Source organism: Streptomyces fragilis, from assembly GCF_003112515.1.
Taxonomy (GTDB): domain Bacteria; phylum Actinomycetota; class Actinomycetes; order Streptomycetales; family Streptomycetaceae; genus Streptomyces; species Streptomyces fragilis.
The window spans coordinates 1,756,194-1,769,715 of the sequence record NZ_BEVZ01000002.1 but is presented as its reverse complement, the minus strand read 5'-3'; the positions used below and the strand labels follow the sequence as shown (position 1 = coordinate 1,769,715).

9 protein-coding genes and 1 tRNA gene are annotated in these 13,522 nt (G+C 70.8%); 1 reads left to right on the top strand and 9 read right to left on the bottom strand.

Translation table 11 applies throughout. The features are described 5' to 3' along the window. Position 1: 1 nt before the first annotated feature. From Sfr03f_RS09450 to Sfr03f_RS09410, 9 genes are all read right to left on the bottom strand, one after another. Positions 2-1,321: an MFS transporter gene (locus Sfr03f_RS09450; RefSeq protein ID WP_108953187.1), complete on the bottom strand. Its 1,320-nt coding sequence runs from the start codon at positions 1,319-1,321 to the stop codon at positions 2-4. Between the two features lie 64 nt (positions 1,322-1,385). After that, positions 1,386-2,891: an arabinosylfuranosidase ArfA gene (arfA, locus tag Sfr03f_RS09445; RefSeq protein ID WP_108953186.1), complete on the bottom strand. Its 1,506-nt coding sequence runs from the start codon at positions 2,889-2,891 to the stop codon at positions 1,386-1,388. 126 nt (positions 2,892-3,017) lie between these two features. Further along, positions 3,018-3,920 carry a carbohydrate ABC transporter permease gene (locus Sfr03f_RS09440; protein ID WP_245967475.1) on the bottom strand — a complete coding sequence of 301 codons (903 nt, stop codon included), beginning with the start codon at positions 3,918-3,920 and terminating at the stop codon, positions 3,018-3,020. Then, complete coding sequence (locus Sfr03f_RS09435) at positions 3,917-4,945, bottom strand: carbohydrate ABC transporter permease (protein WP_108953185.1); 1,029 nt, start codon at positions 4,943-4,945, stop codon at positions 3,917-3,919. The genes Sfr03f_RS09440 and Sfr03f_RS09435 overlap by 4 nt, the downstream gene beginning before the upstream one ends. 10 nt (positions 4,946-4,955) lie before the next feature. Then, positions 4,956-6,248, bottom strand: coding sequence for an ABC transporter substrate-binding protein (locus Sfr03f_RS09430; protein ID WP_108953184.1), 1,293 nt, complete (start codon positions 6,246-6,248; stop codon positions 4,956-4,958). Between the two features lie 599 nt (positions 6,249-6,847). After that, positions 6,848-6,921, bottom strand: a tRNA-Pro gene (locus Sfr03f_RS09425). A 103-nt stretch (positions 6,922-7,024) separates the two neighbouring features. Then, on the bottom strand, positions 7,025-9,409 hold the full coding sequence (locus tag Sfr03f_RS09420) for a glycoside hydrolase family 65 protein (protein WP_108953183.1): 2,385 nt from the start codon (positions 9,407-9,409) through the stop codon (positions 7,025-7,027). Positions 9,410-9,455: 46 nt separating this feature from the next. Further along, entirely contained in the window at positions 9,456-11,831 is a 2,376-nt protein-coding gene (locus Sfr03f_RS09415; protein WP_108953182.1) for a phosphoketolase family protein, read from the bottom strand. An 87-nt stretch (positions 11,832-11,918) separates the two neighbouring features. Continuing rightward, complete coding sequence (locus tag Sfr03f_RS09410) at positions 11,919-12,824, bottom strand: universal stress protein (protein ID WP_108953181.1); 906 nt, start codon at positions 12,822-12,824, stop codon at positions 11,919-11,921. A 283-nt stretch (positions 12,825-13,107) separates the two neighbouring features. On the opposite strand from Sfr03f_RS09410, the gene Sfr03f_RS09405 reads away from it, so the two are divergent. Further along, complete coding sequence (locus Sfr03f_RS09405) at positions 13,108-13,515, top strand: YciI family protein (RefSeq protein WP_108953180.1); 408 nt, start codon at positions 13,108-13,110, stop codon at positions 13,513-13,515. Positions 13,516-13,522: the final 7 nt, after the last annotated feature.

Sequence of the window (13,522 nt, the reverse complement as noted above, 5' to 3'; positions counted from 1 at the left end):
TCTACGACCGCTCGGCGACCCTTTCCGCATTCCGCTCCACCGACGGCCCGGCCCCCGCTTCCGCGCCCCGCCCCGCCGACGGCCCGGCCCCCGCTTCCGCGCGACGCCCGGCCGAGGGCCCGGTGACCGTCGGGCGCGACGCCCGGGCACGGCCCACCAGCTGGTCGGCCAGCAGTACGGCTAGCCCCGCCGCCGTCAGCAGACCGCCGATCAGCATCACGGCGCGAACGCCGGAGGCGGACAGCACCATGCCGCCGGCCGCCGCCCCGGCGGCCGTGCCCGCGTTGAACGCCGCGTTGCCGACGGCCGAGGCGATGAACAGGTCGCCGGGTGCGACCGTGAGGAGTTCGCTGGTCAGCGTGGTGATCATGGCGAACAGGGCGACGCCGCACATCGCCGTCAGCACCGCGGCGACCACCGGCGAGGAACCCCACGCGTAGGTGCCGAGCAGCGAGAGGGCCAGCAGCGCCACCGGCACGACGGTGGCCGGCCGCGGGTAGCGGTCCGCGAGGCGGCCGGCCAGGAAGAGCACCGCGACGCCGGCCGCGCCCCGCACCAGCAGCAGTGGGCTGATCGCCTCGGTGGAGAAGCCGCTGACCTCGAGGAGGAACGGCACCGTGTACGTGAACGCCGCGCCGAGCCCGGTCATGACCAGCACGATCGTCACCACCAGGACGACGTAGCGCGCCGCGTCCGGCGCACGCCGCCCGTCGCCGTCCTCCCGCGCGGCCCCGGTGGACGGCAGGCACAGGACGACGGTGACGAACGCGAGCAGGCCGATCCCGGCGAGCACCCAGAACGCCGCCCGCCAGCCGGCCTGCTGCCCGATCCAGCTTCCGGCGGGCACGCCGAGGACGGTCGCCAGCGAGGTCGCGCCGAAGACCATGGCGACGACCCGGCCCCGCACCGAGACCGGGAAGAGGGAGGTCGCGGTGACCGTGACGACCGCCCAGAAGACGGCGTGGACCAGTGCCGTCACGGCACGCGAGGCGAGCAGCAGGCCGAAGGTGGGCGCGGCGGCGGACGCCACGGAGGCGACCACGAACAGCGCCATCAGGCCCAGGAGGAGGGGACGGCGCGGGACCCGGCGGGTGGCGTACGTCAGCGGAACGCTCAGCACCGTCACGACCACCGCGTACCCGGTGACCAGCTGGCCCGCCGCGGACAGGGAGACGTCCAGTCCGGCGGAGATCTCCGGGAGCAGTCCGGCCGGGAGGTTCTCGGTGGTCGAGACGCAGAACGTCGCGGCCATCAGTGCGCCGAGTGCTGCGATCGCCGCGGGCCTCACCCCGGACGCCGCGCCGGCCGGGGCTCGGTTCATCGTCGGCTCCTTCACCGTGTGTCGTCGAAAATGTCGAATGTCCGCCGAAAGGCGTTCCGGACGGTCAGCGCAGGGCGATCGCCGTCCAGGACACCGGCGGGAGTTCGACGGTGACCGTGCCGTCGGCGAGGGTCGCGCTCGCGTTGGCGGCCGGCGTCACCCGGTCCTGCTCGGCGAGCGTGTTCTTCGCGTACACGTCCGGGTCGGCGAGCGTGAGCGCCTCCACGACGCGCGAGGACCCGAGGCCGCGCACGTCGATGGTGACGTGGGCCGTCTCCCGCTGGTCGCGGTTGACCAGGAACACCGCGGCCCGGTCCTCGTCGACGGTTGCGACGGCGTCCACGAGGGACGCCTCGCCGTACCGCGCCGTCTCGTAGACCGGCGCCTCGATCACGGGCCGGATCACCTCCCCGGAGGCGAGCCGGCTGGTGATCGAGAACGGGTGGAAGGTCGTCTGCCGCCAGGCCGGTCCGCCCGGCTCCGTCATGATCGGCGCGATCACGTTGACCAGCTGCGCGAGCGACGCCGAGGTGACGCGGTCGCTGCGCTTGAGCAGCGTCATCAGCAGGTTGCCGACCACCACGGCGTCCGCCACGGTGTAGACGTCCTCGAGCTTGCGGGGGGCGTGCCGCCACTCCAGGTCGGTCTCCCGTGCCTCCTGCTCCTGGTGCTCCTTGAGGTACCAGACGTTCCACTCGTCGAAGGAGACGTCGATCCTCTTCTTCGAGCGCTTCTTGCCGCCCACGTGGTCGGCGGTCGCGACGACGGTGTCGATGAAGAAGTCCATGTCGGTCGCGGAGGCGAGGAAGGAGCCGAGGTCGCCGTCGAGCTCCTGGTAGTAGGCGTGGCAGGAGACGTAGTCGACGTGCTCGTAGGTGTGCTCGAGCACCGTGCGCTCCCAGTCGCCGAAGGTCGGCATGCCGGATCCGGAGGAGCCGCAGACGACCAGTTCGAGGTCCTTGTCGGCCATCCTCATCGCGGCGGCGGTCCGGGCGGCGATCTTCCCGTAGTCGTCCGCCGTCATGAAGCCGGTCTGCCAGGGGCCGTCCATCTCGTTGCCGAGGCACCACATGCGCACGTCGTGCGGCTCGGGGGTGCCGTTGGCGATGCGCAGGTCGGACAGGGTGGTGCCGGAGGGGTGGTTGGCGTACTCGAGCAGGTCCAGGGCCGGCAGTATGCCCCGGGTGGCGACGTTGACCGCGAGCATCAGTTCGGAGTCGGTGAGCTTGAGCCACCTGGCGAACTCGTCGAGACCCACCTGGTTCGACTCGAGCGAGCGCCAGGCGAGGTCGCGGCGCACCGGCCGCTGCTCGCGCGGGCCGACCGAGTCCTCCCAGCGGAAGCCGGAGACGAAGTTGCCGCCCGGGTACCGCACGGTCGTGCTGCCGAGCTCCCTGACGAGGTCGACGACGTCCATGCGGAAGCCGTCCTCGTTCGCGCTGGGGTGCCCGGGCTCGTAGATGCCGGTGTACACGCAGCGGCCGAGGTGTTCGACGAACGAGCCGAAGGTGCGGCGCCGGACGGGGGCGACGACGGCCTTCCGGTCGAGCTCGATGTGGGCGCGGGGCATGGCGGGGGTCCTTCCTGGGGCGGCGCGCGGCGTGCCGGGGCGCGCCGCCGCGGTCAAAGGGGCCTGCCCCCGCCGCGGGGACGGCAGGGGCAGGCGTGGGACGGTCCTGTGCGGACGGGGTGCGGCTCAGCCCTTCACGGCGCCGGTCAGGCCGCCGACGATCTTCTTCTCGAAGATCGAGAAGAAGATCAGGGCGGGCAGCATCGCGAGCGAGGTGAACGCGAGGATCTTCGCGGTGTCCTGGGAGTACTGCGAGGCGGACAGCGCCTGGACGCCGAGGGGCAGGGTGTAGTTGGCCTCGGAGTTCAGGACGTACAGCGGCAGCAGGTAGTTGTTCCAGCTGCCGAGGAAGCCCAGGATGCTGACCGTTACCACGCCGGGCGTGGACAGCGGGATCACCATCCGGAAGAAGAACCCGAGCCGGCTCGTACCGTCGATCGACGCGGCCTCCTCGAGTTCCTTGGGGATCGCCTTGAGGAACGGCACCAGGATGATGACGGTCGTCGGCAGGCCGAACGCGATCTGCGGGATGATGATGCCCAGCAGGTTGTCGATCAGGCCCAGGTTCTTGATCATGATGTACAGCGGCGTGATCGCGATGACCAGCGGGAACATCAGGCCCGCGGCGAACAGCGAGTACATCGCGCCCTTGAACTTGAACTCGTAGCGCGCGATCACGAAGCTGACCATCAGGCCGAGCACCACGATGCCGGCCGTGCTCGCCAGGCCGACGACGACCGAGTTGGCGAACTGGCCCCAGAACGTCTGCGTCGCGAGGACGTCGGTGTAGTTGCCGAGGGACCACGGGCTCGGCAGGCCCGACGGGTCGGTGGTGAACTGCGAGTTGGTGCGGAACCCGCCGAGCACGATGAACAGCACCGGTGCGATGCACGCCGTGATGAAGAGCAGCGCGACGATGTAGGTGAAGGGGTTGCCCCACTTCTGCTTGGCGCCCTGGTCGCCGCGGTTGGTGCGCCGGCGCCGCGCGATCCCCGTGAGGTTCGCGGACTTGGCGGTGGTAGCGCTCACTTCGCGCCTCCCTCGGTGACGGCGCCCTGCAGGTCACGGCGCAGGACGAAGCGCTGGTAGAACAGCGCGACGATCATCGAGATCACGAACATCACGACCGCGATGGCGCTGCCGTAGCCGAAGTTCGCCGCGTTGCGGCCCTCGGCGACCATGTAGATCGCCATCGTCGACGTCCCCGCGGTGCCCGCGATGTACGGGCCCCAGATGATGAAGACGAGGTCGAACAGCTGGAGCGATCCGATGATCGACAGGAAGCCCCAGATGCGGATCGTCGGACCCAGCAGCGGCAGGGTGATGCGGCGCTGGATCTGCCAGTAGGAGGCGCCGTCGATCTCCGCGGCCTCGAAGAGCTCGTCGGGTATGGACTGCAGGCCGGCGAGCATCAGGATCACCGCGAAGCCGATGTACTTCCAGGTGATGATGCCCATCAGCGTCCACAGGGCGAGGTCCGGGTCGGACAGCCAGTCGTGCTGCCAGGACTCGAGGCCGATCTTGCCCAGGAGGTCGTTGAGGGCGCCGTTGGACTGCAGCAGCAGACCCCAGCCGGTGCCGACGATGATCTCGGAGATGACGTAGGGCACGAAGATCAGGATGCGGATCACCGAGCGTCCGCGGATCTTCTGGTTGAGCAGGAGCGCCAGGCCGATCGCCAGCGGTCCCTGGATCAACAGGGAGAGCACCACGATCAGCAGGTTGTGCGTCAGCACCTCCTGGAACGCGGGATCGCCGAGGATCAGCTTGTAGTTGTCCAGCCCCACCCAGTCGGTCGGGTCTCCGTATCCCTTCCACCGGTAGAAGCCGTAGTACGCGGCCAGCGCCACGGGGAAGATCACGAAGGCCAGGAAGACGAGGATCGCCGGTCCGGAGAGAATCGCGATCTCGAGTCGCATCCGGGCACGGCCACTGCGGCGACGTCCAGTCGCCAGCGGCGAAGCCGGGGGCGCGGACTTGGCCGCGTCCCCGGCTTCGGGCGTGCCCTGCGACTGACGGCCGGTGGCCGTGCCAGTGCCCAGGGTGTCGCTCATGGTTCCTTACTCAGCCCTTCGCGGCAGCCGCGTTGGTGTTCTTGACGATGTCCTCGGGGGTGCCCTTGCCGGCCATCAGGTTCACGACGGCGGTGTTCATCGCGTTGCCGACGTTCTGGCCGTACTGGGTGTCGAGGAACATGACGGAGTAGGCCGCCTTGTTGAAGGCCTCCAGCGCCGACTTGTTGTACTCGTCGGTGACGACGCCCTGGGCCGCCTTGTTCACCGGGATGGTGCTGAAGCCCTTGGCGTACTTCTCCTGCTGCTCCTTCGTGGCGAGCCACTGGAGGAACTCGAAGGCCTCCTTCGGCGCGGCCTTCGCGACCGAGTAGCCGTCGCTGCCGCCCATCATGGCGGTGGGGTCACCCTGACCGCCCTCGACAGCGGGGAAGGGGAACCAGCCGAGGTCGGGGAGCGGCTTCTTGTCCGGGGTGAGGCCCGCGATCACGCCCGGGTTCCAGTTGCCCATGAGCTCCATGCCGGCCTTGTGGTTGGCGAGCATGCCCGCCGACGAACCGGCGCCCTGCTGGGCGGGGGTCGTCAGGTAGCCCTTCTGGAACGGCTCGATCTTGAGGAAGTCCTGCAGCTCCTCGCCGGCCTTGGTCCAGCAGGGGTCCTCGAACTTGAGCTCGGCGCCGGCCTTGTTCAGCGCGTCCTCGCTGCAGTGGCGCAGGGCGAAGTTGTAGTACCAGTGCGCGGCGGGCCAGGCGTCCTTGGCGCCGACCGCGATCGGGGCGACGTCGATCTTCTTCAGCTTGGCGATGGCGTCCTCGAGCTCGGCCATCGTGGTCGGCGTCGACTTGATGCCGGCCTTCTCGAAGAGCTCCTTGCTGTAGTAGATGCCCTCCGGGTTCGTGGACAGCGGGACGGCGTAGATCTTGCCGTCGATCGTGGCACCGGCGACCTGCGCGCCCGCGTTGGCCTTGTCCTCGTCGGTGAACGGCAGCTCCTGGAGCTGGCCGGCCTCGACCATGGCCCGCATCTTGCCGCCACCGCGCTGCAGGAAGATGTCCGGCGCGGAGTTGGAGTTGAGGGCGGTCTGCAGCTTGCCGTCGAAGTCCTCGTTCTGGACCTGCTGCAGCTTGATCGTGACCTTCGGGTTCTCCGCCATGTACTCCTTGACGGCCGACTGCCAGTACTCCGCGCCCGGGCCGGGGGAAGCGTTCTCCCACACGGTCAGCGTGACCTTGCCGCCGGACGAGGCGTCGTCGCCGGTCTCGCCGTTGCCTGCGCAAGCGGTGGCCGCGAGAACGATGCCCACGCCGATCGCAACAGCCTTGATGCTGCGCACTTTCCTCGCCATCTTGGAAACTCCCTGATTTGTCGTCACCGGCACAGGTGCGTGTGAATAATGAACGTGAAGTAATCGCCTGCCGCCCAAACAGTGCGCGTGCACCTATTCGGGCATTTCACGTGGCAGACCGACCGTGGCATTGGTGAGGTTCGGGCACGTGGCCCAGTCGCAACGATCGCGGCGCCCCCTGCTGGCGGGCTACGGACATACGCGGTGGACGTGCCGGGTGGACGGGTACGGACCGTGCGGAGTCGTCTCCGCAACGGGGAGGTTTCGAACGGTCGTGAGTATGCGCACGGCGCAGAGCGGCAGTCAATGACTATGTTTCCGAAAGTTTTCCGAAATTCGCAGGGGGCCTTCGGGGCAAGTCTCCGAAACATTTCGAAGAACCGTCGACAGGCCCCGCGCCCCACGGCTGGCGCCCCCCGATCGGCTTGTACCGCCTCGTCGGCCCATGTCCGGACGTCACCGGTTGTGGCCCGGACCGGGACCCACCGAAAATGACGTGACCCTGACATTTCCGGAGGCGATGCGACCGGTGCCGGGAACACATCAGGGGCCGGTTCGGGAAAGATCCCGAACCGGCCCCTGATGTGCCCTGCAGTGTGTCGGGACGACAGGATTTGAACCTGCGACCCCTTGACCCCCAGTCAAGTGCGCTACCAAGCTGCGCCACGTCCCGTTGCCTTCTCAGCAGGGGTTTTCCCCGAAATGACCGGGGTTGTCCTGCGTGATCGTGCGGATCAAGCCTACCGTACGTGTGCGAGTGGTCGTGAACCGGCGTGTCATCCCGCGCCCTCCCGCAGGGACACCGTGCGGGTCTCCCCGGGGGCCAGGGACTCCGTCCACTCCCCCAGGTGGACCGTGACGGGGTCCTGGGCGGCCGCGGCCACGGAGACCTCCAGTTCCTGTCCGCGCAGCCGGACCTTGACGCCCCAGTGCCCCCGGTAGCGCAGGCAGAACCGGTACTCGGACATCTGCGGCAGCGGCACCGGGTCGAACCGCAGGGCGCCCGCGCCGGTCCCGAGCCCGGGCAGGCAGCGCTGGACCAGGTCGAGGGTGCCGGCCATGGCGCCCAGGTGGATGCCCTCGCCCGTGGTGCCGCCCTGGACGTCGGCGATGTCGCCGGCCAGCGCCTCCTGGACGAACTCCCACGCCTGGGTGCGCCGGGCCCGCGCCAGCACCCAGCCGTGCACCAGGCTGCTCAGGGTGGAGCCGTGGCTGGTGCGGGCCAGGTAGTGGTCGACGGTGCGCAGCCAGGTCTCCTCGTCGAGGTCGTGGCCGAGCCGCTGGAACTGGGCGCGCAGCTCGCCCGGGGCGAAGAGGTAGCCGAGCATCAGGACGTCCGCCTGCTTGGACGCCTGGTAGCGGTTGACGGTGTCGCCCTCGGCCTCCATGATCCGGTCGAGCCGGCGGATGTCGCCGTACCTGGCGCGGTAGCCGTGCCAGTCGAGTTCCTCGAGCTCGCCGTAGCCGGCGAACTGGCTGATGACCCCGGAGTGGAAGGGCACGTACAGCCGGCGCGAGACGTCGTCCCAGCGTTCGAGTTCGGCGTCGTCGAGGCCGGTGCGTTCGGTGATGTCGCGGCGCAGCGGCTCGGGGAGCTGGGCGAGCACGTCGAGGGCGCGGCAGATCACCCAGGACGCGGTGACGTTGGTGTACGCGTTGTCGTCGAGCCCGGGGCGCTCCGCTCCGGGGTAGGCCTCGTGGTACTCGTCGGGGCCGACGACGCCGCGGATGCGGTAGCGCCCGAGCTCCTTGTCGAAGGTGGCGAAGTCGGCCCAGAAGCGCGCGATCTGCAGGAGCATGTCGGCGCCCTTGCCGTGCAGGAAGCCGGTGTCGCCGGTGGCCTCGGCGTAGCGCCAGACGTTGTAGGCGACGGCGGAGCCGACGTGGTGCTGGAGGTGGCTGTGGTCGGGCAGCCAGCGGCCGGAGCGCGGGTTGAGGTGCAGCCGCTGGGTCTCCTCCCGGCCGTCGCTGCCACTCTGCCAGGGATACAGGGCGCCGCGGTAGCCGGCGTCGGTGGCGTTGAACCGCGCCCGCTCCAGGCGTCGGTGACGGTAGGTCAGCAGCGCGCGGGAGACCTCGGGGAAGTGCAGGTTGAGGAAGGGCAGCACGAACAGTTCGTCCCAGAACACGTGTCCGCGGTAGGCCTCGCCGTGCAGGCCGCGCGCGGGCACGCCGACGTCGAGTTCGGCGGTGTGCGGGGAGAGGACCTGCAGCACGTGGAAGAGGTGGACCCGCAGCACGGGGCCGGCCTCGCCGGGGACGTCGATCTCGGCGGCGCGCCACAGCTGTGCCCAGGCCGCCTCGTGCGTGTCCAGCAGCGTCTCGAAGCCGCCGGCCCGGCCGACCCGGTCGAGGGCGGCGTGCAGCGGATCGCTGATGGCGGGATCCCGGGAGGTGTGGAGGGCGACCGTCTTGTCGACGGTGACGGTGTGGCCGTCGGCGACGGTGACGCGGATCAGCCGGGCGATGCCCGTCTCCCCCTGTTCGGTGAGGACCTCCGCCGGGGCGTCGGCCTCGGTGCGGGCGGCGAGGGCGACGCGGATGTCGCTGGTGGTGGTGCGGCAGCGCACCCAGACGACGCCCTCCTCGGTGATGCCGGGCTGGATGTGGGTGAGGTGCCGGGAGGCGAGGTCCTTGTAGCGGTCGACGTTGCCGTTGGTGACGCCGGCGTCGAGCGCGGACTCGATCTCCAGCGCCCCCGACCAGCCCTCGGGGGTGAGTTCGGTGCGCAGCAGCGCCAGGTGCGGGTCGGCCATGTGGACGATGCGCAGCTGCCTGACCCGGACGGCGCGGCCGTCGCCGTCCAGGTAGCGCATGGTGCGTTCCAGGACGCCTCGGCGCAGGTCGAGGGCCTGACGGTAGCCCTCGACGGTGTGGGTGTCGGGGGTGAACCAGTGGCCGGTGCCGGTGCGGAAGCGCAGCGGCAGCCAGTTGGGCAGGTTGACGACGTCCTCGTTGTCGATGTGCCGCCCGGCGATGTCGGAGACCAGCCGGTTGTAGCATCCGGCCACGTAGGTGCCGGGGTAGTGGACCCGGTCCCGCGCGCACTCGGGGACGGCGCCCCGGGTGGCGAAGTATCCGTTGCCCAGGGTGCACAGCGACTCGCGCAGTTTCTCCTGCGCCGGGTCGTAGCCCTCGTACTCCCAGGTCCACTCGCCCATGGCGTCTCCTCGCACCGTGCCGCTCTTCGCGGCCCGGCGGGTCGGGTCAGTCGTTCCAGGTCCATTCGGCGACCTCCGGCAGGTCCACGCCGGTGGCGCGGATGTGGAGGTGGTGGCGGGCCCGCGCGTCGGCCATGGTCTGGCGTACGGCGGCGGCCCGCACGGCGAGGCCGGGCACCCGGTCGATGACGTCCATCACCAGCCGGTACCGGTCGAGGTCGTTCTGGACGACCATGTCGAACGGCGTGGTGGTGGTGCCGGCCTCCTTGTAGCCGCGGACGTGCAGGTGGGCGTGCCCGCGCCGCCGGTAGGCGAGCCGGTGGATCAGCCACGGGTAGCCGTGGTAGGCGAAGACGACCGGTTTGTCGGAGGTGAACAGGCCATGGTACTCGGCCTCGGAGAGTCCGTGCGGGTGTTCCTCCTTGGGCAGCAGCCGTGTCATGTCGACGACGTTGACGACCCGGAAGGCGAGGTCGGGCAGGTGCTGCCGCAGGAGCTTCGCGGCGGCGAGGACCTCCTGGGTCGGCACGTCGCCGGCGCAGCCGAGGACCACGTCGGGTTCGCGGCCCTGTTCGTTGCCGGCCCAGTCCCAGATGCCCGCGCCGCGGGCGCAGTGCACCCTGGCCTCGTCCATGGACAGCCAGTCGAAGCAGGGCTGCTTGCCCGCGACGACGACGTTGACGTAGTCCTTGCTGCGCAGCGCGTGGTCGGCCACCGACAGCAGGGTGTTGGCGTCCGGCGGCAGGTAGACGCGGACCACTTCGGGGCTCTTGTTGAGGACGTGGTCCACGAAGCCGGGGTCCTGGTGGGAGAAGCCGTTGTGGTCCTGCCGCCACACGTGCGAGGTCAGCAGGTAGTTCAGGGAGGGCACCGGCGCCCGCCAGGACAGCGCCCGGGAGGTCTTCAGCCACTTGATGTGCTGGTTGACCATCGAGTCGACGATGTGGACGAAGGCCTCGTAGCAGGAGAACAGGCCGTGCCGGCCGGTGAGGGTGTAGCCCTCCAGCCAGCCCTGGCACAGGTGCTCGGAGAGGATCTCCATGACCCGGCCGTGCCGGTCGAGGTTGACGTCGCCGGGGAGGGTCTCGGCCTGCCACGCCTTGCCGGTGGCGCCGAACACCGCGGAGAGCCGGTTGGAGTCGGTCTCGTCGGGTCCCACGAGGCGGAAGTCGCGGCGTGCGGCGGTGTTCTTCATGACCTGCTCGAGCATGGCGCCGAGCACCCGGGTGGGCTCGTGCGTGCCCGCGCCCGGCCGTTCGACGGGGACCGCGAAGTCCTCCAGCGGCGGCACGGGCAGCTGCCGGGTGAGCAGGCCGCCGTTGGCGTGAGGGCTGGAGCCGAGCCGCTTGGCTCCCGCGGGCACGCAGGCGAGGACCTCGGCCACCGGTGCGCCGTCGGCGCCGAAAAGTTCCTCGGGGCGGTAGGAGCGCAGCCACTGCTCCAGCATCGCCAGGTGTCCGGGGTTGTCGCGCACGCCGGCCAGCGGGACCTGGTGGGCGCGCCAGGTGCCCTCGACGGGGACGCCGTCGACCTCGGCGGGGCCGGTCCAGCCCTTGGGGGTGCGCAGCACGATCATCGGCCAGCGGGGGCGCTCGGTGACGCCTTCCTCGCGGGCGGTGCGCTGGATCACCGCGATGCGGTCGAGGACCTGGTCGAGGGCGGCCGCCATGTCGCGGTGGACCTGTTCCGGGTCGTCGCCGGTGACGTGGACGGGGTCGTGGCCGAAGCCGCGCAGCATGGCGTCGAGCTCGTGCTCGGGCAGGCGGGAGAGGACCGTGGGGTTGGCGATCTTGTAGCCGTTGAGGTGCAGGATCGGGAGCACCGCGCCGTCGTGCACGGGATCGAGGAACTTGTCGGAGTGCCAGGAGGCGGCCAGCGGGCCGGTCTCCGCCTCGCCGTCACCGATCACGCAGGCGACCAGCAGGCCGGGGTTGTCGAACGCGGCGCCGTAGGCGTGGGCCAGCGAGTAGCCGAGTTCGCCGCCCTCGTGGATGGAGCCGGGCGTCTCGGGTGCGACGTGGCTGGGCACGCCGCCGGGGAAGGAGAACTGCCGGAACAGCCGCTCCATGCCTTCCGCGTCGAGGGAGACGTCGGGGTAGGTCTCGCTGTAGCTGCCCTCGAGCCAGGAGTTGGCGACGACCGACGGGCCGCCGTGCCCCGGCCCCCAGATGACCAGGGCGTCCAGGTCGCGCTTGCGGATGACCCGGTTCATGTGCGTGTAGACCAGGTTGAGGCCCGGTGAGGTGCCCCAGTGGCCCAGCAGCCGGGGCTTGATGTGCTCGGGGCGCAGCGGCTCGGTGAGCAGCGGGTTGGCCAGCAGGTAGATCTGCCCGGCCGACAGGTAGTTGGCGGCCCGCCAGTGCGCGAGCAGGGTGCGCAGTTCCTCGTCGGGCAGGACGTCCTCGTGCGGGGCCGTGCTCATCGGGTGACTCCATCGTTCGGCGGGCGGAACCGGGTCGCGCGGGCGGCACGCGGTGCGCGGTGCGGGCGGTGCGGGCTGCGCGTCCCGTCAGCGGTGGGGCACCACGGCCACGGGGGCGACGGCGTGGTGCAGGACGGCGTGGGCGACGGCGCCGATGCGCAGGCCGAAGGCGTGCCGGCGGATGCCGTGGCCGACGACCAGCAGGGAGGCGTCGTGGGATGCCTGGGTGAGCAGCAGGGAGGCCTTCGCGGGCTCGCTCTCCTGCCGCACCTCCACGTCGGGGTGTCTCTTCCGCCACGGGGCGAGGGCCTCGTCCAGCAGTTCGGCGTGCTGCCGGCGCATCTGCCCGAACTGCTCCCCCTCCACGGAGCCGGCCCATTCGTAGAAGGCCGGGAGGCTGTACGCCTGCACGGCCCGTAGGGCGGTGGAGCGGCGTGCCGCCTCCTCGAAGGCGAACCGCAGGACCGCGTCGGGCGCGCCCTCGGGGTCCACTCCGACGACCACCGGCCGGTACCGCAGGCTGTCCCCGGGGTGTCCGCCGGTGCCGGTGAGGTGTTCGTCGGCCGCGGACTCGCCCGCCCGGACCAGGACGACCGGGAACTCCGCGTGGGCGATGACGCCGAGGCCGACGGAGCCGGCGATGAAGCCGCCGAGCCCGCCGAGTCCGCGGGAGCCGAGCACCAGCAGGCTGTCGGGGCCCGCCTGCTCGGCGAGCGCCACGGCCGCGCGGCCCTCGACGCCCTCGACGGTGACCTCCAGGCCGGGCTGCTCGCGGCGCACGGCGTCGGCGACCTGCGGAGGGACCCGGCGGCTCCAGTCCTGCCGGGTCTCCTCGGCGAGGAAGGGTGCCTGCGCCAGCCGGGTGGGGGTGGGCTCGTGGACGTGCACGATCTTCAGCGGTGCTCCCCGCATGCGGGCCTCGCGGGCGGCCCAGTCGATCGCGGCGCGGCTTTCGGGCGACCCGTCGAGTCCGGCGACGACGGTGCGGACCATGGTGGCGACCTCCGGGTCTCGCGGGCGGTGTCTGTCTTCCGAGTCTGCCGCCGGCCCGGCCCGGTGACGCCCCGGACTGACCCGAACGGCTGAGCGCGCGGACGGCGGGCCCCGCCCGGGGTCGTCCTCGGCGGGGACCCGTGACCTGGCGGGTTCTCCGCCGGGCCGGAAGAATGCGCGGTGGGGGAAGAAATCTCGGCCGCCGATGTCGAGATCCGTCGGCCGGCTCCGTCCCCGGGGTGGAAGTGACCACAATGGTCGCCACGAGACCTGGGAGAACACCATGGCGAAGTACCTGCTCCTCAAGCACTACCGGGGTGCCCCTGCCGCGGTGAACGACGTCCCGATGGACCGGTGGACTCCGCAGGAGGTCCAGGCCCACATCGCGTACATGCACGACTTCGCGGCCCGTCTGGAGAAGACCGGCGAGTTCGTGGACGGGCAGGCGCTGGCGCCGGAGGGCACCTTCGTCCGGTACGACGGCGAGGGCCGCCCGCCGGTCACCGACGGGCCGTTCGCGGAGACCAAGGACCTGATCGCCGGCTGGATGGTCATCGACGTCGACAGCTACGAGCGCGCGCTGGAGCTGGCCGGCGAGCTGTCGGCCGCGCCCGGGGCGGGCGGCGAGCCGATCCACGAGTGGCTCGAGCTGCGCCCCTTCCTCAGCGCCCCGCCGACCGTCACGGAGTGACGGCGCC

Bases quoted from the DNA above. Each gene is read 5' to 3' on its own strand.
- Sfr03f_RS09450 (WP_108953187.1), bottom strand. From the start codon at position 1,321: ATGAACCGAGCCCCGGCCGGCGCGGCGTCCGGGGTGAGGCCCGCGGCG.
- arfA (WP_108953186.1), bottom strand. From the start codon at position 2,891: ATGCCCCGCGCCCACATCGAGCTCGACCGGAAGGCCGTCGTCGCCCCC.
- Sfr03f_RS09435 (WP_108953185.1), bottom strand. From the start codon at position 4,945: ATGAGCGACACCCTGGGCACTGGCACGGCCACCGGCCGTCAGTCGCAG.
- Sfr03f_RS09430 (WP_108953184.1), bottom strand. From the start codon at position 6,248: ATGGCGAGGAAAGTGCGCAGCATCAAGGCTGTTGCGATCGGCGTGGGC.
- Sfr03f_RS09420 (WP_108953183.1), bottom strand. From the start codon at position 9,409: ATGGGCGAGTGGACCTGGGAGTACGAGGGCTACGACCCGGCGCAGGAG.
- Sfr03f_RS09415 (WP_108953182.1), bottom strand. From the start codon at position 11,831: ATGAGCACGGCCCCGCACGAGGACGTCCTGCCCGACGAGGAACTGCGC.
- Sfr03f_RS09410 (WP_108953181.1), bottom strand. From the start codon at position 12,824: ATGGTCCGCACCGTCGTCGCCGGACTCGACGGGTCGCCCGAAAGCCGC.
- Sfr03f_RS09405 (WP_108953180.1), top strand. From the start codon at position 13,108: ATGGCGAAGTACCTGCTCCTCAAGCACTACCGGGGTGCCCCTGCCGCG.